This window comes from Amycolatopsis sp. NPDC045836 (assembly GCF_056431745.1).
On sequence record NZ_JBWKKF010000027.1, the window covers coordinates 16,338 to 37,297 of the forward strand.

Consider the following 20,960-nt stretch of genomic DNA (forward strand, 5'->3'; position numbering starts at 1 on the left):
CAACCTAGACTGTTGTGATGGATAACAAGGGCGCACCGCTCGTGGTCGGGGGCAGGCCGCTGCACGAGCGGCTGGCCGAGGACCTGCCCGCGTTCACCGGGCTGGTGCTCGCCGCGGTCACCGACCGGGTGCCCGCCTACCGCCTGCTGCCCGCCGAGGAGCTCACCGGCGACATCACCAGGGTGATCGAGCAGAACCTGCGGTCGTTCACCGCCGTGCTCCGCACCCGCGCCCTGCCGTCCAGGGCGGAACTCGACTTCCTGCGCGAGTCGGCCGCCCGCCGGGCCGAGGAGGGCATTCCGATCGACATCGTGCTCACCGCGTACCACATCGGCATCCAGGTGATCTGGGATTCGCTGGCCGGTGAGGTGCGCCCGGCCGAGGTCGGTGACGTGCTGGCGGTGAACTCGCTGGCCCTGCGCTACCTCGAGCTGGTCACGCCCGCGGTCGGGGCCGGATACCTCGACGAGCGCCAGGCGGTGTTCGACGACGAGCGGTCCGCGCGGCACACGCTGCTCTCCGCCCTGCTCGACGGCACGCCGGCGCCGGCCACCGGCCTGCGCCTGCCACCGGCGTACGTGGTGCTGGCGGTGGAGATCGGCCCGCACGCCGACGAAGCCGCCGCCGGGGTCGACCCGACGGTGGCCGGCCGCCGCAAGCTGCGGCGGCTGCGCGTCGAACTGGAACGGCAGCTCCGCGGTCCGGTGCTGTCCTCGTTCACCCCGGAGGGCGGGATCGCGCTGGTGCCGGACACCGCCACCCCGGACTGGCCCCGGCTCGGCCGCGTGCTCGCCGACGCCGGTCGCGCGGCCGGAGCCGACATCACCGCGGGCGCGGCCGTCGCCGAACCGGCGGAGGTCCCCGCCGCGGCCAACCTGGCCAGGGAGGTCCTGCGGGTGGCCCGCCTCTCGGGCCGGCCACCGGGCCTGCACCGGCTCGACGACGTGCTGCTGGAGTACCAGATGTCGCGGCCGGGTGCCGCGCTCGACCGGCTCTCGGCGATGCTGGCCCCGCTGGCCGGCAACGCCGAACTGCTGCGCACCCTGGAAACCTACCTGCGCCACGGCAACCGGCGGCCGACCGCGACGGAACTGCACGTCCACCCGAACACGGTCGACTACCGGCTGCGCCGGATCGCGGAGCTGACCGGCCTCGACCCCACCCGGATCAGCGATGTCGCCTTGCTCCGGGCCGCCCTCGCCGCGCGAGCGGCCAGGTGAGATGCCAGGGGCGGGGACGGCACCCAACTCAGGCCACCACCGCGCCTTGTTCCGGGCCACCCCGACCGCGCGGGTGAGGAGATGCCTGGCACGGCGCGGACACGTCCGACTCAGTCCCGCCACCACGACCTCACCCCTTGTTCCAGGCCATCCTGACCGCGACGGCCAAGTGGACGATGCCAAGCGTGGCGCGGCCACACCCGACTCAGACCCACCACCACGACCTCGCCCCTTAGTCCAGGCCACCCTGACCACGGCGCCCAAACAGGCAAAGCCCAACGTAACGCGGACACACCCGACTCAGACCCACCACCACGACCTCGCCCCACCCCGAGGCCGTCCCGACCACGGCGCCCAAACAGGCAAAGCCAAGGGTGGTGCGCCCGACTCAGTCCGCCACCACGCCTCACCTCCGTTCTGAGCCGCCCTCGCCACGCGATCCGCTGCCCCGGGCGGCGGAGGCGCCCGCTCGCCCCAGCGTCGAGGCGCGCGGGCGGTCACCGAGGCAGATCCCGGCTCAGTTCGCCGCTTCGGCCACCGCGCGGCCGAAGGCGGCCATGCCCTTGGCGTTCGGGTGCAGCGGCGCCGCCGCGTGGACCGGGACGAGGCCTTCCAGGTAGCGCTCCGCCGGCGCGGCGCAGATGTCGTGGCCGACGGTCAACTCGGCGAAGTCGACGAACTCGGCACCCCGCGCCTCGGCGGCTTCCCTGGCCACCGCGCTGATCTTGTCCAGCACGCCCTGCAGGTAGTTCGCGTCGCGTGCCCACACCGGCTGGATCGGGTGGCAGCCGTCCGGCCGGAGGTAGGTGCCGTACCCGGTGACCACGATCTTCGCCTCCGGGGCGCGCCGGGCCACTTCGTCGAGGGCGGCGCCGAATTCGGGTGCCCAGGCATCGACGGCCTCGCCGAGGCTGTCCTCCCCACCGGCGGTGAACCGGTCCGCGCAGGACAGCCCGACCGGCTCCGGCAGCGGGTTGAGACAGCTCAACGCGGCCTGGAACAAGCCGGAATCGTTGGCACCGATGGTGATCGAGACCAGGTCGGTGTCTTCGCCCAGCGCGTCGAACTGGGGTGGCAGCACCCCGAGGCGCCGTCCCGCGAAGTCGTCGGTGGTGGCGCCCGAGCAGGTCACGTCGGTCAGGTGCGCGCCGAGCAGTTCCGCCGCGACCGCCGGGTAGTCGCGGTCCGAGCGCAGGCACAGCAGGTTGGGGTGCTGGTCCGGGATCAGCGGCCCGGCCGCCGCGGAATCGCCGAGTGCCACGTACTCCAGCGGTTCGGCGGCCTGCGCGGGCGCCGCCAGCAGGACCAGCACCGCCGCCAGTCCCGTCCCGATCTGCCTGCCCACTGCCATCCCGACCTCCGAAACGCCGTTGCCTGGACAACATCCTGCGGGCCCGGCGGCGTCGCGGCGCTGGGAACTTGCCCAGAGTCCTCGGATGGGCTTTGTGATCGGTCACAAATCGGCGAGTCCACGCAGCAGTGGCAGGAAGATGTCGTCGACGATCTCGTCGATCCGCTCCCCGGTCAGCTGCCTGCCGTAGAGCACGGCGTCGGCGCGGATCAGGTCCAGCGGCACGGTGAGCACCCGCGCGCTCAGCCGCGGCTCGGCGAGTTCACCCCGGTCGACCGCGCGCCGGATCAGCGCTTCGACGGCCACGCCCGGCCCCGCCTTCGCGAGTTGCTTGCGCAGCAGGGCGAACACCTCGGGATCGCGGAAGGTCTCGGTGGCCAGCCCGGACAGCAGGTCCGGCGAGCAGTCCTCGAACCGGCGCAGGGACCGCCCCAGCAGTTCCTTCAGGTCACCGGAAAGGGTGCCGGTGTCCGGCAGTTCGACCGTGGCGGGCAGCCGGTGCCGCCAGGCCGCCAGCACCAGTTCGGCGCGGCCCGCCCACCGCCGGTAGAGCACGGCCTTGCTGGTCCCCGCCCTGGCGGCCACCGCCTCCATGGTGAGCTTGGCGTAGCCGACCTCCAGCAGTTCCGCCCACACGGCCTCGAAGATCGCCTGCTCCAGGTGTTCTCCCCGGCGGCGCGACCTCGCCTCTGCCACGATGCCCCTTTTATCCCGTTGCGTTGCTGGGGGGAGACTGTAGCCTGGCGCCGTAAGATACGGAACGTTTCTTCCTGGGGGTCCGGGTGCTGAGTCGTCTACTGCGGGGCCACCTGCGGCCGTACCGGCGTGAGCTGACCGGGGTGGTGCTGCTGCAACTGGTCGGCACGATGGGCTCGCTGTACCTGCCCAGCCTGAACGCCGACATCATCGACCGGGGCGTGGTCACCGGCGACACCGGGTACATCCTGCGCACCGGCGGCTGGATGCTGGCGGTCACGCTGCTGCAGATCCTCTGCTCGACCGCCGCGGTCTACCTCGGCGCCCGGGTGGCGATGAGCTTCGGGCGCGACCTGCGCGCGTCGATCTTCCAGCGGGCGGGCCGGTTCTCCGCCAGGGAGGTCGCCGGGTTCGGCGCGGCCTCGCTGATCACCCGCAACACCAACGACGTGCAGCAGGTGCAGATGCTGGTGGTGGTGGGCTGCACGATGCTGGTCACCGCGCCGATCATGTCCGTCGGCGGCATCGTGCTGGCGGTGCGCGAGGACGCCGGGCTGTCGTGGCTGATGCTCGTCGCGGTGCCGGTGCTGCTGATCGCGATGGGGCTGATCATCGTCCGCATGGTGCCGCGGTTCCGCACCATGCAGGACCGCATCGACACGGTGAACCGGGTGCTGCGCGAGCAGCTGTCCGGCATCCGGGTGGTCCGCGCGTTCGTGCGCGAGCCGGTGGAGACCCGCCGGTTCGCCGAGGCGAACACCTCGCTGACCGAGACGGCGCTGGCGGTGGGCCGGTTGCAGGCGCTGCTGTTCCCGATCGTGATGCTGGTGCTCAACGCCTCCAGCGTGGCGGTGGTCTGGTTCGGCGCGAGCCGCGTGGCCGGCGGGCAGTTGCAGGTCGGCGCCATGGTCGCCTTCCTCAGCTACCTGATGCTGATCCTGACCTCGGTGATGATGGTGACCTTCATCGCGACGATGATGCCGCGCGCGTCGGTCTGCGCCGAGCGGATCGTCGAGGTGCTGGAGACCGATTCCTCGGTGCTGCCGCCGGAGGACCCGGTGCGGGAAGCGGGCCGGCGCGGCGAAGTGGAGTTGCGCGACGTCGAACTGCGTTACCCAGGCGCCGCCGATCCGGTGCTGCGCGGGGTTTCCTTCCGCGCCGAGGCGGGGCGGACCACCGCCGTCGTCGGCAGCACGGGGGCCGGGAAGACCACGCTGGTGTCGCTGATCCCGCGCCTGCTCGACGTCACCGGCGGCGCCCTGCTGGTGGGCGGCGTCGACGTGCGGCAGCTCGATCCCGAGGTGCTCCGCAGCCGGATCGGCCTGGTGCCCCAGCGGCCCTACCTGTTCACCGGGACCGTCGCCACCAACCTGCGTTACGGCAATCCCGAAGCCACCGACGAAGAACTGTGGGAAGCGCTGGAAATCGCGCAGGCACGCGATTTCGTCGAAGCGATGAACGGCGGGCTCGACGCGCCGATCGCCCAGGGCGGCACGAACGTCTCCGGCGGCCAGCGGCAACGGCTTTCCATCGCCCGCGCACTGGTGCGGAAACCGGAGATCTACCTGTTCGACGATTCGTTCTCCGCGCTCGACCTGGCCACCGACGCGGCGCTGCGCACGGCCCTGCGCCCGCACACCGCCGACGCCGCGGTCATCGTGGTGGCCCAGCGGGTGTCCACCGTGCTCGACGCCGAGCAGATCGTCGTGCTGGAGAACGGTTCCGTGGTCGGCCGCGGCACGCACGCCGAACTGCTGGAGAACTGCCCCACCTATCTCGAGATCGTCCAGTCCCAGCTGACCCCGGAGCCCGCGGCATGAGCGCCCCCACCACGAACCGCCCACCGCAGCCGCAGGGCTCGATGTTCGGCCGCGGGCCCGCCATCGGCCTGCCCGCGGCCAAGGCGGAGAACTTCACCGCTTCGGCCAAGCGCCTGCTCGGCCGGTTGCGCGGGGAACGCTCGCTGCTGCTGGTGATCGTCTCGTTCGGGGTCGCCGGCGTCGCGCTTTCCGTGGCCGGGCCGAAGGTGCTCGGGCACGCCACCGACGTGGTCATCGAAGGCGTGCAGCGCGGGGCGCTGGACTTCACCAGGCTCGGCGTGGTGCTCGCCTGGGTGCTGGGCCTGTACCTGGCGTCGTCGGTGTTCTCCTGGGCGCAGGGCCGGATGCTGAACAACGTGGTGCAGCGCTTCGTGTTCCGGTTGCGCTCCGACGTCGAGGACAAACTGCACCGGCTGCCGCTGCGCTACTACGACCGGCAGCCGCGCGGTGAGCTGCTCAGCCGCGTCACCAACGACATCGACAACGTCTCGCAGACCCTGCAGCAGACGCTGAGCCAGCTGCTGTCCGCGGTGCTGACCGTCGTCGGCGTGCTGGTGATGATGCTGGTGATCTCGCCGCTGCTGGCGCTGATCGCGCTGCTGGCCGTGCCGGCGTCCCTGGTCATCACCCGGCTGATCGGCAAGCGGTCGCAGAAGCTGTTCGTGGCGCAGTGGAAGCACACCGGTTCGCTGAACGCGCAGATCGAGGAGGCGTTCTCCGGGCACGAGCTGGTCACCGCCTTCGGCCGCCGCGCCGAGGTGGAGCGGGAGTTCCGCGAGCGCAACGACAAGCTGTTCGGCGCCAGCCTCGGCGCGCAGTTCGTTTCCGGCATCATCATGCCCTCGATGATGTTCCTGTCGAACCTGAGCTACCTGGCGCTCGCGGTGGTCGGCGGACTCCGGGTGACCACCGGCGCGATGACCATCGGGGACGTGCAGGCGTTCCTGCAGTACTCGCGCCAGTTCACCCAGCCGCTGACCCAGGCGGCGTCGATGGCGAACCTGCTGCAGTCCGGGGTGGCCTCGGCCGAGCGGGTGTTCGAACTGCTCGACGCCGAGGAGCAGGAACCCGATCCGGCGGAACCCGAGCGGGCGGCGCAACGCCGCGGCCGGGTGGAGTTCGAGCACGTGAGCTTCGCCTACGACCCGGAGACCCCGCTGATCGAGGACCTGTCGCTGGTCGCCGAACCGGGCCAGACGGTGGCCGTGGTCGGGCCGACCGGCGCGGGCAAGACCACGCTGGTGAACCTGATCATGCGGTTCTACGAGCTGGACGCGGGCCGGATCACCCTCGACCACACCGACATCACCCGGCTCGACCGGGCCGGGCTGCGCGGGCAGGTCGGCATGGTGCTGCAGGACACCTGGCTGTTCGGCGGCACCATCCGCGACAACATCGCCTACGGCAGGCCGGGAGCCACCGAGGAGCAGATCGAGGCGGCGGCGAAGGCCACCTTCGTCGACCGGTTCGTGCGCAGCCTGCCCGACGGCTACGACACGGTGATCGACGACGACGGCACGAACATCAGCGCCGGGGAGAAGCAGCTGCTCACCATCGCGCGGGCGTTCCTGGCCGATCCGTCGCTGCTGATCCTGGACGAGGCGACCAGTTCGGTGGACACCCGGACCGAGGCGCTGGTGCAGCACGCGATGGCGGCGCTGCGGTCCAATCGCACCAGCTTCGTCATCGCGCACCGCCTGTCCACCATCCGCGACGCCGACCTGATCCTGGTGATGGAGGCGGGCCGCATCGTCGAACAGGGCACGCACGCCGAGCTGCTCGCCGCCGAAGGCGCCTACCACCGCCTCTACGCCGCCCAGTTCCGCCAGCCTGCCACGGACTGAGCCGGTGTCCCCCACCTCCGCGGCGACTTGCTGCGGTTTTCCGCCACGAAGCCCGGGTACGGGTTCGTCGCCACCGGCGTCCCCGAGCTTGACTATCGGCGTCGTCGAGGAGCGCCGTACCTGGCGGAGCGTCCGGGAGCACACTCTCGCCGTAGCATGCGGGGCGTGTGGTGGGAGCTGCTGCTCGGGATCGCCGCCGCGCTGGTGGTGGCCTGGGCGGCGCTGGTGCTCGCGCTGGTGGTGGTCCGCCCGCGCGGGGGTCTGCTGCGGGAGGCGCTGCGCCTGCTGCCCGACGTGCTCCGGCTGGTCCGGCGGGCTCGCCGCCGATCGTGAGCTGCCGCGCGGGGTGCGGGTGCGGCTCGGGCTGCTGCTGGCCTACCTGGCTCTGCCGATCGACCTCGTGCCCGACTTCATCCCCGTGCTCGGCTACGCCGACGACGCGATCATCGTCACCGCCGTACTGCGCGGCGTGGTCCGGCGCGCCGGCCTCGACGCCGTGCGCACCCACTGGCCGGGCACCGACGACGGATTCGCCGCCCTGACCCGGCTGACCGGGTTGCACCGCGGTTAGGCCAGGTGCTTCACCGCGGCCCGAGCACCAGCAGACCGGGCAGCAACAGCAGGGGCAGCACCCCCATCACGGCGAACGTCGCGGGCAGCCCGAGCCACTGGGTGAGCAGGCCGCCCGCGGCGGCGCCGAGGGGCATGGTGCCCCAGGCCAGCAGCCGGTGCACGCTGTTCACCCGGCCCAGCAGGCGGTCCGGGGTGCTCAGCTGCCGCAGCGAGACCAGTACGACGTTGACCACCATCAGCCCGGTCCCGCCGAGCAGGAAGGCGGCGCCGATGGCGAACGGGTCCGCCGTGACCGCCGGGAAACCGAGCATCACCGCGCTGGTGGTGAATCCGAGGCCCAGCGCCCGCACCCGCCCCAGCACCCGCTCGGCCCACCCGGCGGCGAACGAGCCGAGCAGCCCGCCCGCGGCGATCGCGGTGAGCAGGAAGCCGAACGCCTGCTCGGACAGGCCCATCGCGGACTCCGGCCCGACGGCGTAGAGCACCAGCACGGCGAACACCGCCTTGCTGGCGAAGTTGAACACCCCGACCATCACCGCGATCACCCGCAGCACCCGGTGACGCAGGACGAAGCGCAGGCCCTCAGCGATGTCGGCACGCAGGGTCGCGGGCTGCCCGCGCGGCAGCCGGAACGAGCCGGGCACGAGCAGCAGCGCCCCGGCCGCAGCCACCCACAGCCCGGCCGGGGTGGCGAACGCGGTGAGCGCGCCCGCGGTCACCAGCAGACCGGCGAGCGGCGGGCCGGCGAACTCGTTCGCGGTCAGCTCGGCGGCGAAGAGCCTGCCGTTCGCCCGCGAAAGCCGGTCGCGCCCGACCAGTTGCGGCACGATCGACTGCGCGCAGGTGTCGTAGAGCGTCTCGGTCGCGCCGACGGCGAACGCCACCAGGTAGAGCACCCAGATCGAGTCGGCGCCGAACGCCAGCACCACGAGCAGGGCGGCTCGGGCGAGGTTCGCGCCGATCATCGCCCGCCGCCGGTCGAGCCGGTCGGCCAGCGCACCGGCGGGCAGCGCGAACAGCAGCCACGGCAGGGTGACGGCCAGGGTGAGCCCGGCGATCAACGCGGGCGAGCGCGTGAGGCCGACCGCGAGCAGCGGCAGCGCCACCTTGAACACGCCGTCGGCGAGGTTCGACAGCGCGGACGATAACCACAGACGCCAGAAGTCCACTGATGGAGGATCACACATCGATGGGGAAAACTCCATCGATGTAGTCTGCCGCCATGACAGAGCGGAAACGCCGTGCGGCCACCGCCCGGGAGGTCAAGGCCCTCGGGCACCCGCTGCGCCTGCGCATCCTCCGCTTGTGCAAGGAGCACGAGCTGACCAACAAGCAGCTGGCCGACCGGCTCGGCCGCGACCCCGGCACCGTGCTGCACCACGTCCGCCAGCTCACCGAGGCCGGCCTGCTGGAACCGGCGCCCGTCCGCACCGGGGTGAGCGGCGCGCTGGAGAAGCCCTACCGCTGCGCCACGCACACGTGGTGGCTGGACGGCCCGCTGGTCGACGCCGAGACCGAGGAGGCGAGGTCGGCGCCGGTGGTCGCGTTCCAGGAGGAACTGCGGGAGGCGGGGCCGGAGTCGGTGCGGTTGTACGAGCGGTTCACCCTGCACCTGTCCGACGCGGACCTCGCGGAATTGGACCGCCGCATCCTCGAAGTGCTCGACGAGTACGTCCGCACCGACGACCAGCGCGCGGGTGAACCGGTGCTCAGCGGGATCTTCCTGTTGCACTCATCGGACCGGCGCGGAGCGCTCAGTTGAGGGTGGCGGTGGGAGGGCTCAGTGGCCCGCGGCCTCCATCGCCATCAGGAACACCGTGAAGAACAGCTGACCGGCGGCGATCGAGGCGCCGGCCACCGCGGTCCAGTCGAGCCGGTACTCGCGGTCGGTGAGCATGGACGCGCTCGCGCAGGCGATCGCGGCACCGGCCACCACCGGGCCCAGCGGCAGGAACCAGCACAACACGGCCAGCAGCAGGGAGATCGGGCCGAGCCAGGCGCGCCGCCCAGGACGGTCCCGCACCGGCAGCGTTCGCAGGGAAGTCACTGCTCCCCAAGCTACCCGGTTCTGCGGTGGCGGGTGGTTCCCCGATGCGGTGGAACCGACCGCCGCGGACGAACTCCCGGCGATCCAGGCGCTCCGCTCGTCGTGCGAGCGCGTGGCCGGCACGGCCACCTCGAACTGTGGCTGCCGGTTCAGGCGGCGTAGGCCCGCAGGAAGGTGTCGACCGCCGCGTCGGCCACGGCCCGCACCTCGGCGGCGGGCACCTTGCGCGTGCCCAGGCGCGAGCGGGTTTCCAGCGGCCCGGTCAGCAGGGCCAGGAACTGCTCCGAAGCCGTCGCCGGGTCGCACGGGCGCAGGTGGCCCGAGAGCGAGAGCCGCGCCAGCCGGTCGGCCAGCGCTTCGCCGACCTTGTCCGCGGTCCGGCCCTGCACCAGCTCGATCAGCTCGGGGAAGCGGCCCACCTGGCCGTGGACCAGCCGCCGCAGGGAGCGCGAACGCTCGTCGTCGCCCACCTGGACCAGCCGGTGCGCCACGTCCGCCAGTGCCGCACGCGGGTCCTTCCCCGGCTCGCGCAGCCGCTCCACCACATCGAGCTGGGCGGCCAGCACCGCGTCGGCAGCCGATTCGACGGCGTGGCGGAACAGGTTTTCCTTGTCGCTGAGGTGGTTGTAGACGGTCGGCTTGGCGACGCCCGCTTCCTCGGCGATCTCCTGCACGCACGCCTCGGCGTAACCACGGCGCGCGAACACGGCGAACGCGGCGGTCAGGATGGACTGCCGCTTGTCGATCCGCCCGCGGGAGGCAACTGTCACCCCCGCAGCATAGGTGAGTTCGGGGTGGTGCCGGGGAAAGCCCGGTCTCACGGGCGCTGTGAACGGTGCAGCCTCCGGTCCCGGTGCGCGGCCATCCGGATCGGGGCGTTCGCCACGCCGTACCCGCGGTAGCCGCCGATGCGCTGCACCACTTCGAAGAACACGCGCTCCCCCGCCAGTTCGGTGTAGAAGTGCAGGAACTCGCCGTGCTCGTCGCGGTCGTGCAACACGGACCCGGCACGCAGGCCGGCCAGCAGGTCCGCGGGCAGGTCCAGCCGGGCTTCGAGGTCGTCGTAGTAGTTGGGCGGCACGTCCAGCAGTGGTGCGCCGAGCGCACGCATCGCCTTCGCACTGGCGATCGCGTCGCCGGTGGTGAAGGCGATGTGCTGCGGTTCGCGCACGGCGGGCGCCCATTCGCCGCGGCGCACCAGCGCGGTGTCCAGGGTCAGCCGCACCCCCTGGTGCGCGGCGGCGCGGCTGCGCACCAGGCCGAACGGCGCGGCGAACTCCACCACCGGCTCCAGCCGCAGCCCCAGCACCGCCCGGTAGAACAACGCCGCTTCCTCGAACTGGTCGAACGGCTGCGTCAGCGCCACGTGGTCGATACCGGTGATGCCCGCGCCCGCACCGGGCTCGCCGTCCAGGTCGAAATCAGCGAGCCAGTCTTCGCTGCCGCAGAAGAACAGTTCGGTGGAGTCGGGGGCGGCGACCGCCGCCCGGCCGCGGGACAACGGCTGCGCGAGGAAGGCCGCGGCCCGCCGGGCCGAGGCCGCCGGGTCCTCGCTCTCGACGGCGATCGCGGTGCGCTCGCCGGTTTCGTTGACCAGCACCCGAGCCCCGCCCTGCGCCCACAACCGCACCGGTTTGGTCCGGTGCTGCCCCACGCTGGTGAACCCGAGCCCGGCGAGCACCTTCTCCACGTCCTCACCGGAACCGGAGGACGCGGCGAGTTCGGCGAAGGCGTGCCCGTGCAGCGCGGGGGCCGCCGGCAGGTCCGCCAGGCCGACCGACTCCCGCAGCGCCAGCAGCGACCGCATCGCGTCGACCGCGGTGAGCCGCGGATCGGCCTGCCGGAAGACGTCGTTGAACACCTCCAGCGACAGCGGCCCGCGGTAGCCGGTGGCCAGCACGTGCCCGGTGAACGCGGTCAGGTCGAACTCGCCCTGGCCGGGGAACAGCCGGTGGTGCCTGCTCCACTGCAGCACGTCCATCGCCAGCCGGGGTGCGTCGGCGAGCTGCACGAAGAAGATCTTCTCGCCGGGGATGGTCCGGATCGCGGCGGGGTCACCACCCACCGAGAGGATGTGGAAGCTGTCCAGGCAGAGCCCGAGCGCGGGGTGCGCGGCCCGGCGCACGAGCTGCCAGGAGTGCCGGTAGGTGCGGACGAACCGGCCCCAGGCCAGCGCCTCGTAGGCGACCCGCATCCCGCGCTTCCCCGCCAGTTCGGCGAGCGCGTGCAACTGCTCGGCGGCGAGTTCGTCGTCGTCGACCGCGTCGGGGGAAACCGACGAGCAGGCCAGGATCGTGCCCGTGCCCAGTTCGGCCATCAGGTCCAGCTTGCGGCCCGCCCGCCGCAGGTTCGCCCGGAACCGCTCCGGCGGCACCGCTTCGAAGTCGCGGAACGGCTGGTAGAGGTCGATCGACAGGCCCAGGTCGGCGCAGTGGCGCCGGATCGCGGCCGGGGACAGCCGCGAGGCGAGCAGGTCGTTCTCGAAGATCTCCACCCCGTCGAAGCCCGCCGCCGAAGCGGCCGCGAGCTTGTCCTCCAGCGTGCCGGACAGGCAGACGGTGGCGATGGCGGTGCGCCGGTCAGCCACGGGCCCCCACCCCCTCGGCCGCGGCGAGTTCACCGAAGTGCCGCAGCATCCGCTCGGCGTCCGGTTCGACGCCGGTGAACAACCGGAACGAGTCGGCGGCCTGCAGCACGACCATGCCCCCGCCGTGCAGCACCCGGCACCCGAGTGCCGCGGCCCGGCCCAGCAGCTCGGTCTCCAGCGGCCGGTACACGATGTCGGCCACCCACAGCTCCGGCCGCAGCAGCGAGGCCGGGACCGGGCTGCCGGGGTGCTTCGCCATGCCGGTCGGGGTCGCGTGCACCAGCCCGTCGGCGAAGCGGAGCACATCGAGACCACCCACCACCGCCCGGCCGTCGCCGAACCGGCGGCACAGCGCGGAAACCAGCACCTCGGCCCGTTCCGCGTCGACGTCGTGGACGTGCAGCGTGCCGGTGCCCAGCGACAGCAGCGCGTGCCCGACCGCCGTGCCCGCCCCGCCGGCGCCCAGCAGCAGCACCGTGTCCATGGCGGCGTCGGGCAGGCCGCGGCTGAGGCTGACGGCGAAGCCGGTGCTGTCGGTGTTGTGCCCGATCGCGCGCCCGCCGTCGAACACCACGGTGTTCACCGCGCCCAGCGCGGCGGCCTCCGGGGACAGCTCGTCGAGCCGGCCGAGCACCTGCTGCTTGGCCGGGTGTGTCACGTTCACCCCGTCGAACCCGGCCAGCCGCGCGGCTTCGAGCACCTGCGTGGCCGGGCGGCCCAGCCGGTCGAGGTCCAGGCGGCGGTAGAGGTAACGCAGGCCGAGTTCGGCCGCCTCCCGCTCGTGCAGGGCGGGGCTGAGCGACGGGCCGATGCCCGAGCCGATCAGCCCGATCAGGTAGCTGGTCACCGCGCACCCTTCGGCAGTTAATGTACTAACTGGTGAGTTCACTCTAGCGCGCCCCGGTGGCCACGGGAAGGGCTGGGCTAGAGTTGGGGTTTCCGCGAACGAATCCGGAGGGACCGTGGCCGCACCGTCGTCCGACGTCGAGCGGCAGCGGGACAAGGAACGCACCCGCGCCGACATCCTCGCGGTGGCCACCAGCGAGTTCGCCGACAAGGGCTACACCGGGGCCAGGGTGGACGAGATCGCCGCCAGGACCAGCACCACCAAGCGGATGATCTACTACTACTTCGGCGGCAAGGAACAGCTCTACATCGCCGTGCTCGAACGGGCGTACTCGGCGATCCGCGCCCTGGAGCAGCAGCTGGACGTCGACCACCTCGAACCCGAGGACGCCATCCGCCAGCTCGCCGAGCTGACCTTCGACCACCACGAGGCCCACCCGGACTTCATCCGGCTGGTCAGCATCGAGAACATCCACCGCGCCGAGCACATCGCCCGGTCCGAGGTGCTGTCCGGCCTGGCCAATCCCGCGCTCGACGTGCTCACCCGCATCCTCGACCGAGGCCGCGCGGCCGGCCGGTTCCGCGCCGACGCCGACGCGCTCGACATCCACATGGTGATCAGCTCGTTCTGCGTGTTCCGGCTGGCCAACCGGCACACCTTCGCCGCGATCTTCGGGCGCGACCTGCTCGACCCCCGGCGCCGGGACCAGCAGCGCCGGATGCTCGGCGACCTGGTGATCGACTACCTCACCGCCTGACCCGCCCGGCGGAAAACGATCCTTGACATCGGACGGCCGCTTGTCCAGCCTGTGTTAACTAACTAGGTGGTACATAGTTGACCTCGCCTCCCCGCTGTGCCTGAGCAACGGAGCACGGACTTCAGGAGCCCCGGTGACCCCAGAGACCCACGCCACGGGCACGCCGCGCAAAGCCGCGGTGGCCGCCTGGATCGGCAGCGCGCTCGAGTACTACGACTTCTTCAGCTACGGCACCGCCGCCGCGCTGGTGTTCAACAAGATCTTCTTCCCCGCCTCCTCCCCCGCCACCGGCACGCTGCTCGCGCTGGCCACCTTCGGCGTCGGGTACCTCGCCCGGCCGCTCGGGGCGGTGGTGCTCGGCCACGTCGGCGACCGGTTCGGCCGCAAGAAGGTGCTGGTCTTCACGCTGCTGCTGATGGGCGTGGCCACCTTCGCCGTGGGCTGCCTGCCGACCCACGGCGACGTCGGGGTGCTCGCCCCGGTCCTGCTGGTGGTGCTGCGGCTGCTGCAGGGGCTGTCCGCGGCCGGTGAGCAGGCCAGCGCCAACTCGATGTCGCTGGAACACGCCCCGGCGCACCGGCGCGCGTACTACACCAGCTTCACCCTCAGCGGTACCCAGGCCGGGCAGATCCTGGCCACCGCGGTGTTCCTGCCCATCGCCGCGATGCCGGAGGAGCAGCTGCTGTCCTGGGGCTGGCGCCTGCCGTTCTGGGCCAGCGCGCTGGTCGTGGTGGTCGGTTACGTGGTGCGGCGCAAGCTCGACGAGACTCCGGTGTTCGAGCGCGCCGAGGTGGCGAAGCTGCCGGTGGCGGTGCTGTTCCGCGACCACTGGGCGGACGTGCTGCGGGTGGTCGTCGCGGCCACCATCGCTTCGGTCAGCACGATCTTCACCGTCTACGCGCTCAGCTACGCGGTGAACACCGTCGGCCTGGCCCGCACGCCGATGCTGTGGGTGGGCGTGCTGGCCAACGCGCTGGCGCTGGCGGCCATCCCGGCGCTGGCCGCGCTGGCCGACCGGATCGGCCGCAAGCCGGTGTTCATCGGCGGCTGCCTCGGCTGCGGGCTGCTGATCTTCCCGTACCTGTGGTCGATCTCCGCCGGGCAGTCCTGGCTGGTCTTCGGTTTCGGGCTGCTGCTGTTCGGCGTGGTCTACAGCGCGGTCAACGGGGTGTGGCCGAGCTTCTACGGCGAGATGTTCAGCGCGCGGGTGCGGTTGTCCGGCATGGCGATCGGCACCCAGATCGGCTTCGCCGTGGCCGGGTTCGCGCCGAGCGCGGTCGCCGCCATCGGCTCCGGTAAGGAGGACTGGCTGGGCGTGGCGATCTTCACCGCGGCGGTCTGCCTGGTCGCCGCCGCCGCGGCGGCCACCGCCCGCGAAAAGCACCGCGTGCCCACGGAACAACTGGGGGTGAACGAAAGGGGCGGGCCGGCCGTAGGTACGGGAAACACAGGCGAGCCAGTTTCCCCGGCCCCGGACGACAGGTTGCCCGATGTCAGCACACCACCTGCGCAGCACGACCCTCGGCCCCAGGCCCCTCGGCGATGACACCCGGCACACCATCGCCTTCTACCAGCACTGGGTGCCCGACCGCACGGTGCTCGAACTGGGCGCGAACCCGGACGGCCCGGCCACGGCGCTGGCCTCGGCGGGGTTCACCGTGGTGGTCGCCGACGACTCCCCCACCGCGATCGAGCACGCGGCGCGCCGGCCCGGCGCGGAATCGGTCTACTTCGTGCACGCCGACCTGCGGCGCGAATGCCTCGACGACGTCTTCGGCGCGGTGCTGGTCGAGCCGTCGGCGCTGGCGCGGCTCCACACCCTGCGTGCCCAGATCGAACTGCTGATGGCCGCCGCCGACCACATCGTCGACGACGGTGTGGTGATCGTGGAGACGCCGTCGCTGCCGGTGCAGTTCGGGCCCCACCACCGGACCGCCGAGTTCCCGCCGCTGGCGGAACTGGACATCATGGCGGGCACCGCGGACCTGCGCCTGCTGCACCGGACCGGCGGCTTCGGCGGCAGCCGCACCCGGTCGGTCTACGCCCTCGGACTGTGACCTGGGTCACCAGCGGGAGCCGCAGCCGGTGAGCGTCCGTCCACCTGGTGTCGAACTGGGGGGGACGGACGCATGCGCAAGGCTGTTTCCGGGGTGCTCGCCGCGCTGTTGCTCACCGGCTGCCAACCGGCACCGGCCGTGGACGAGAGCGAGCCCGCGCCGGTGCCGCTGCCGGCCGGGCTCGACCTCGGCCGGGCCAACCGGGCGGCACCGCTGCCGGGCCTGCCCGACTGGAGCCGGGCCGGTTACCGCGACGGCGAGGACCTGCCGGGGGAAGCGGCCTACAACCCCGATCCGGCCTGCCGCATCACCCCGGGTGAACTGGCCAGCCAGTTCGGCGTGCGACCGGACGACGGTGAGGACGACTCGGCGGGCATCCAGGCGGCGATCGACCGGATCCGCACCGACTGCACGCCGTCCGCGGGCTTCGACAAGCTTTCGCTGCTCATCTTCCCGGCTGGCACGCTCGAGGTGAGCAAACAGCTGTGGGCCGACGCCTCGTACCTGACCCTGCGGGGCGCCGGGCACCGCACGCGGCTGGTGTTCCGCCCCGACGAGCACACCCGCTACGACACGCTCACCGCGGACGGTTCGGCCTGGGACCCCGACGCGATGCGGTGCGGTGACGCGAAGGGCGGCTGGCTGTGGCCGGGCCGGGGCCTGTTCCGCGTGCAGTCGCAGGCGGTCGAAGAGTCCTATCGGGATAGTTGCCGGGAGGAGAACCGGCTGGACCTGGTCAAGGGCACGGTGAACGTGCACTGGAAGGCCGGGGTGAAGCTGGTCGCCAAGCCGGGCGGCGCCGGGATCGCCGCGCACGCCGGGGACACCGAGGTGCACCTGGCGAAGAAGGCGAAGGGCTTCCGGGCCGGCGGCCTGGTGAACATCCGGGCCGCGAACACCACGCGCATGTACGAGGAGCAACAGGCGCTGCCGACCGAGCACGCGCTGCAGAACCTGCACCTGCGCCAGCGGATGTTCCGGATCACCGCGGTCGGCGAAAGGTCGATCACCCTGGATCGGCCGCTGGACTTCGACGTGCCGGTCAGCTCCACCTCCGACGGCTCCGCGCCGATCGACGGCGACGAGTACGACAGCAAGGCCGCCCCGGTGGTCGATCCGGTGGTCGGCGTGGGTTTCGAGAGCTTCGCCGCCACGCAGGAGGTGCCGGGGCTGACCCCCGGCCGGGTGCGGCACGACTACGGCAACTTCGCCCCCGGCTCGGCGATGCACGGCATCGTGTTCAAGTGGGCCGCCGACAGCTGGGTGCGCGGCGTGCGGATCGAGATGGCCGGTTCGCACCCCGTCGTCACCGAGGAGGCCAAGAACCTGCAGATCGTCGGCAACCAGTTCGAGGGCGCGTGGAACAAGGGCAGGGGCGGCAACGGTTACCTGCGCGGCAGCCGGGTGTGGGACAGCGTGTACGCGAACAACACCACACGCGGGCTGCGGCACTTCACCTTCCAGTGGTCGGCCGCCGGGAACGTGGTCATCGGCAACGACTTCGACAGCGACCTCAACCTGCACGGCGGCTGGGAACGGCACAACCTGTTCGAGCACAACACCGTCCGGGTGCCCGCCGGGCACGGGCCGGGGAACTGCACCACGCACTGCGGTGACGAGGGCGGTGGTGACGAGCGCGGCACCTGGTACCCGATCTGGTGGGGCGCGGGCAAGAAGGCGGTCAAGTGGTCGGGGTCCACCGGCCCGCAGAACGTCTTCTTCCGCAACACCATGGCGAAGCAGTCCGCTCCGGACGGCCCGTTCGACGCCTACGCGCCCTACGGCACCGACCAGCGGACCGTGTTCCAGTTCGGCTGGCACGCCGGGCGGTGGCAGCACCTCGGCCGCGACGGCACGCCGATCGCGGACTGGGCGGGCCACGAGACCGCGGACTTCGCCGGGCACGGCGTGGACACCGGCCTGGTCCACGACGGCCCGTCGCTGTTCCTGCGTGACTTCCGCTGACCGGGCGGATCAGGACGCGGGTGCCTGGACCACGCCCCCGCTCAGATCCTGGCGGCTGGTTTCCTTGAGCGCCAGCACGCACACCACGGTGAGCACGCAGAACGCCGCGATGATCCACGAGATCACCGCCGTGCCCGGACCGCGGCGCAGTTCGGCGAACAGCAGCGGCGCGAACCCGGCACCGAGCCCGGCGAGCTGGTAACCCAGCGACGCCCCGGTGTAGCGGTTCTCGGTGCTGAACAACTCGGTGTACAACGCGGCCAGCGGCCCGTACATCATCGGGTGGATCACCCCCTGGCCGAGCACCAGCGCGAGCACCAGCAGCGCCCCGCTGTCCGCCGCCACCAGCGGGAACAGCAGGAAGCCGTAGACCGCCATGGCCAGCGCACCGGCCACCACGACCGGCCGCCTGCCGAATCGGTCCGAGGCCGCCGACCAGGCCAGGATGCCCACCACCGCGCAGGCCGACGACAGGGTCAGCGCGTTGAGCACGCTCTGCCGCGCGTGCCCCTCCTGCACGCCGTAGGCCACCACGAAGGTGGTCAGCGTGGACTGCGCGACGAACGCGGAAAGGCCGACGCCCACGCCGAGGGCGAGCACCCGCGGGTGCCTGCGGAACACGTCGAGCACCGGGACCCGCTTGCGGCCGGTGTCGCGCACCGCCTGGAACACCGGGGTCTCCTCGACCTTCAGCCGGACGAACAGGCCGACCGCGAGCAACGCGATGCTGAGCAGGAACGGGATCCGCCAGCCCCAGGCCAGGAACGCCTCCTGGCCGACGAGGGCACCGGTGCCGCTGAGCGCGGCGGTGGAGAGCACCATGCCGCACGGCGCGCCGGCGTTGGTGAACCCGGCCCACAGCCCGCGCCTGGTGCGGGCGTGCTCGGCCGACATCAGCACCGCCCCGCCCCATTCACCGCCGACCGAGATGCCCTGGACCACCCGCAGCAGCACCAGCCCGATCGGGGCGAGCGCGCCGGCCTGGGCGTAGGTGGGCAGCAGCCCGATCAGGAAGCTCGCCACGCCCATCACGGTCATCGTCAGCAGCAGCATCCGCTTGCGGCCGAGCAGGTCACCGAAGTGGCCGAACAGCACCCCGCCCAGCGGGCGCGCGAGGTAACCGGTGGCGAAGGTGCCGAGGCTGGCGATGGTGGCCGCGAACGGGTCCAGCGAGGAGAAGAAGACCTTGTCGAACACCACCGCCGACGCCGTGGCGTAGAGCAGGAAGTCGTAGTACTCGATCAGGCTGCCGAGAAAGCTCGACGCGACCGCGCGCCGGAGCTGAACGGGGTCGTGCGGCACGGACATGGCGGAACTCCCTCGTCGTCGGGGGTGCTACCTCTGGCCACCTCGGTCGTCGGCGAGGCCGAGCAGCTTCGCCGCGTTGTGCTTGAGGATCCGCGGGCGGACCTCGTCCTTGATCTCCAGCTTCGCGAAGTCGGCGAGCCACCGGTCCGGCGTGATCACCGGGTAGTCGGAGCCGAAGAGCACCTTGTCCTTGAGCAGCGAGTTGGCGTAGCGCACCAGCTGCGGCGGGAAGTACTTCGGCGACCAGCCGGACAGGTCGATGTAGACGTACGGCTTGTGCGTCGCCACCGCGAGCGCTTCGTCCTGCCACGGGAACGACGGGTGCGCGAGGATGATCCGCAGCTCCGGGAAGTCCACGGCCACGTCGTCGACCAGCATCGGGTTCGAGTACTTGAGCCGGATGCCGCCGCCACCGGGCACACCGGCGCCGATGCCGGTCTGCCCGGTGTGGAACAACGCGGGCACGCCCAGTTCCTCGATCGCCTCGTACAGCGGGTAGGCCATCGGGTCGTCGGGGGCGAAGCCCTGGATGCTCGGGTGGAACTTGAAGCCGCGCACGCCGTGCTGTTCGACCAGCCGCCGGGCCTCCCGCACCCCCGCGCGGCCCTTCCACGGATCGACGCTGGCGAACGGGATCAGCACGTCGGCGTGCTCGGCGCAGCTCGCCGCGACCTCCTCGTTGGCGATCCGGGGGTGGCCGGTGGCGTGCTCGGCGTCCACGGTGAACACCACCGCGGCCATCCGGCGTTCGCGGTAGTAGGCGGCCATCTCGGCGATGGTGGGCTGGCGGTGGCCGTGCGCCCCGAAGTAGTCGGCGGAGGCACCGAGCAGTTCGGGGCTCAGCGACGGGTGGCCGTCCGCCGAGACCTCGGCGTGCGTGTGCACGTCGATGGCGACGAGTTCGGCGGGGTTCACCATGGGCCTCCTGCGGATCGCGGTCCAACATAGGGCGTACTCGTGACGAGCGTCAAGATTGTGCCCAACATTCGGCGGGCGGTTACCCTGGCGCCGTGCCCGCCAGTGACGAATCCCCGCTCAGCTACTCGGCGCGCCCGCAGTCGCTGATGCTCAGCTTCCTGGGGCTGCACGTGATGGGCCGGGACACCGCGGTCTACTCCGGCAGCGTGATCGCCGTGTTCGAGCGGGTGGGGATCTCGGAGGAGGCGGTCCGCTCCACGCTGACCCGGATGGTCAAGCGCGGCCTGCTCACCCGGCACCGGCGGGGGCGGCGGGTCTACTTCGGACTCACCAGCCGCGCGGCCGGGGTGCTCGAGGACGGCAGCAGGCGGATCTGGCAGACCGGCGCGGTCAACCGCGACTGGGACGGCAACTGGACGCTGGTCGGCTTCTCGCTGCCCGACACCCGGCGCAGCGATCGGCACGACCTGCGCTCGCAGCTGGTGTGGGCGGGTTTCGGCCCGCTGCAGAACGGCCTGTGGATCGCGCCGGGGGTCAAGGACGCGGCCGCCATCGCCGAGGAACTGGACCTGGGCGAGCACGTCAACGTGTTCACCGCCCAGCACGCGAAGCCCACCGAATCGGCGGACCTGGTGCACCGCGCCTTCGACGTGGAAGCGATCGCGACGCGCTACCACGCCTTCCTCAGCCGCTGGGGCGCCCCCGAGCCGCTGCCCGCCCTGCCCGACGACCTGGCACGGCAACTGGTGCTGCACACCGACTGGCTGCAACTGGTGCGGCAGGACCCCCACCTGCCCGCCGAGCACCTGGCCGCGGACTGGCCTGCCATCCGCGCCGAACAGCTGTTCCACCGGCTGGCCACCCGCTACCGCGAGACCGCGGACACCCTGGCCGCGGAGGTGCTCGACGAGATCCCGCTCACCGGGGAGGGGGCCGGGTAGTGCTTCGCCGGGTTGGCGTGCGGTGCAGG

At 71.9% G+C, this 20,960-nt stretch carries 18 protein-coding genes and 1 pseudogene; 10 read left to right on the forward strand and 9 right to left on the reverse strand.

The genetic code is table 11. From position 1 onward, the window contains the following. Window positions 1-17 precede the first annotated feature (17 nt). Window positions 18-1,220 (forward strand): PucR family transcriptional regulator, encoded by a 1,203-nt coding sequence (locus tag AC07EG_RS34825; RefSeq protein WP_478257511.1) that lies wholly within the window; start codon window positions 18-20, stop codon window positions 1,218-1,220. Window positions 1,221-1,737: 517 nt separating this feature from the next. Here the strand turns inward: AC07EG_RS34825 and AC07EG_RS34830 are convergent. After that, complete coding sequence (locus AC07EG_RS34830) at window positions 1,738-2,571, reverse strand: SGNH/GDSL hydrolase family protein (protein ID WP_478257512.1); 834 nt, start codon at window positions 2,569-2,571, stop codon at window positions 1,738-1,740. A gap of 102 nt (window positions 2,572-2,673) precedes the next feature. Beyond that, window positions 2,674-3,267 (reverse strand): TetR/AcrR family transcriptional regulator, encoded by a 594-nt coding sequence (locus AC07EG_RS34835; RefSeq protein WP_478257513.1) that lies wholly within the window; start codon window positions 3,265-3,267, stop codon window positions 2,674-2,676. An 86-nt stretch (window positions 3,268-3,353) separates the two neighbouring features. Here AC07EG_RS34835 and AC07EG_RS34840 point away from each other — a divergent pair, with 86 nt between their 5' ends. The 3 genes and pseudogenes from AC07EG_RS34840 to AC07EG_RS34850 all read left to right on the forward strand — a co-directional run bounded on the left by AC07EG_RS34840 (window position 3,354) and on the right by AC07EG_RS34850 (window position 7,502). Beyond that, window positions 3,354-5,087 (forward strand): ABC transporter ATP-binding protein, encoded by a 1,734-nt coding sequence (locus AC07EG_RS34840; RefSeq protein WP_478257514.1) that lies wholly within the window; start codon window positions 3,354-3,356, stop codon window positions 5,085-5,087. Continuing rightward, window positions 5,084-6,931, forward strand: a complete 1,848-nt coding sequence (locus AC07EG_RS34845) for an ABC transporter ATP-binding protein (protein WP_478257515.1) — start codon at window positions 5,084-5,086, stop codon at window positions 6,929-6,931. Before AC07EG_RS34840 ends, AC07EG_RS34845 begins: the two co-directional genes overlap by 4 nt. A 156-nt stretch (window positions 6,932-7,087) precedes the next feature. After that, window positions 7,088-7,502 (forward strand): annotated as a pseudogene (locus AC07EG_RS34850) (YkvA family protein). Between the two features lie 10 nt (window positions 7,503-7,512). Here the strand turns inward: AC07EG_RS34850 and AC07EG_RS34855 are convergent. Continuing rightward, complete coding sequence (locus AC07EG_RS34855; protein ID WP_478257516.1) at window positions 7,513-8,673, reverse strand: MFS transporter; 1,161 nt, start codon at window positions 8,671-8,673, stop codon at window positions 7,513-7,515. Window positions 8,674-8,726: 53 nt separating this feature from the next. On the opposite strand from AC07EG_RS34855, the gene AC07EG_RS34860 reads away from it, so the two are divergent. Next, on the forward strand, window positions 8,727-9,266 hold the full coding sequence (locus tag AC07EG_RS34860) for an ArsR/SmtB family transcription factor (protein WP_478257517.1): 540 nt from the start codon (window positions 8,727-8,729) through the stop codon (window positions 9,264-9,266). Window positions 9,267-9,284: 18 nt separating this feature from the next. Here AC07EG_RS34860 and AC07EG_RS34865 read toward each other — a convergent pair whose 3' ends face one another. From AC07EG_RS34865 to AC07EG_RS34880, 4 genes are all read right to left on the reverse strand, one after another. After that, window positions 9,285-9,551: a hypothetical protein gene (locus tag AC07EG_RS34865; protein ID WP_478257518.1), complete on the reverse strand. Its 267-nt coding sequence runs from the start codon at window positions 9,549-9,551 to the stop codon at window positions 9,285-9,287. 149 nt (window positions 9,552-9,700) lie between these two features. After that, window positions 9,701-10,321, reverse strand: a complete 621-nt coding sequence (locus tag AC07EG_RS34870; protein WP_478257519.1) for a TetR/AcrR family transcriptional regulator — start codon at window positions 10,319-10,321, stop codon at window positions 9,701-9,703. A 47-nt stretch (window positions 10,322-10,368) separates the two neighbouring features. Next, window positions 10,369-12,138: a TIM barrel protein gene (locus tag AC07EG_RS34875; protein ID WP_478257520.1), complete on the reverse strand. Its 1,770-nt coding sequence runs from the start codon at window positions 12,136-12,138 to the stop codon at window positions 10,369-10,371. Further along, a complete protein-coding gene (locus AC07EG_RS34880) occupies window positions 12,131-12,985 on the reverse strand; it encodes a shikimate dehydrogenase (protein ID WP_478257521.1) in 855 nt (284 codons plus the stop codon). The genes AC07EG_RS34875 and AC07EG_RS34880 overlap by 8 nt, the downstream gene beginning before the upstream one ends. Before the next feature lie 115 nt (window positions 12,986-13,100). Here AC07EG_RS34880 and AC07EG_RS34885 point away from each other — a divergent pair, with 115 nt between their 5' ends. The 4 genes from AC07EG_RS34885 to AC07EG_RS34900 all read left to right on the forward strand — a co-directional run bounded on the left by AC07EG_RS34885 (window position 13,101) and on the right by AC07EG_RS34900 (window position 17,764). Beyond that, window positions 13,101-13,742, forward strand: a complete 642-nt coding sequence (locus AC07EG_RS34885) for a TetR/AcrR family transcriptional regulator (RefSeq protein ID WP_478257522.1) — start codon at window positions 13,101-13,103, stop codon at window positions 13,740-13,742. A 133-nt stretch (window positions 13,743-13,875) separates the two neighbouring features. Then, window positions 13,876-15,288, forward strand: coding sequence for an MFS transporter (locus AC07EG_RS34890; protein ID WP_478257523.1), 1,413 nt, complete (start codon window positions 13,876-13,878; stop codon window positions 15,286-15,288). After that, a complete protein-coding gene (locus AC07EG_RS34895) occupies window positions 15,233-15,799 on the forward strand; it encodes a class I SAM-dependent methyltransferase (RefSeq protein WP_478257524.1) in 567 nt (188 codons plus the stop codon). The genes AC07EG_RS34890 and AC07EG_RS34895 overlap by 56 nt, the downstream gene beginning before the upstream one ends. Before the next feature lie 72 nt (window positions 15,800-15,871). Next, a complete protein-coding gene (locus AC07EG_RS34900) occupies window positions 15,872-17,764 on the forward strand; it encodes a hypothetical protein (RefSeq protein WP_478257525.1) in 1,893 nt (630 codons plus the stop codon). A gap of 9 nt (window positions 17,765-17,773) precedes the next feature. On the opposite strand, the gene AC07EG_RS34905 is transcribed toward AC07EG_RS34900, so the two are convergent. Together AC07EG_RS34905 and AC07EG_RS34910 are read right to left on the reverse strand one after the other, a co-directional pair. After that, complete coding sequence (locus AC07EG_RS34905; RefSeq protein WP_478257526.1) at window positions 17,774-19,072, reverse strand: MFS transporter; 1,299 nt, start codon at window positions 19,070-19,072, stop codon at window positions 17,774-17,776. Window positions 19,073-19,099: 27 nt separating this feature from the next. Then, window positions 19,100-19,990, reverse strand: coding sequence for an amidohydrolase family protein (locus tag AC07EG_RS34910; protein ID WP_478257527.1), 891 nt, complete (start codon window positions 19,988-19,990; stop codon window positions 19,100-19,102). Window positions 19,991-20,082: 92 nt separating this feature from the next. On the opposite strand from AC07EG_RS34910, the gene AC07EG_RS34915 reads away from it, so the two are divergent. Then, window positions 20,083-20,931, forward strand: a complete 849-nt coding sequence (locus AC07EG_RS34915) for a PaaX family transcriptional regulator (RefSeq protein ID WP_478257528.1) — start codon at window positions 20,083-20,085, stop codon at window positions 20,929-20,931. Window positions 20,932-20,960 lie beyond the last annotated feature (29 nt).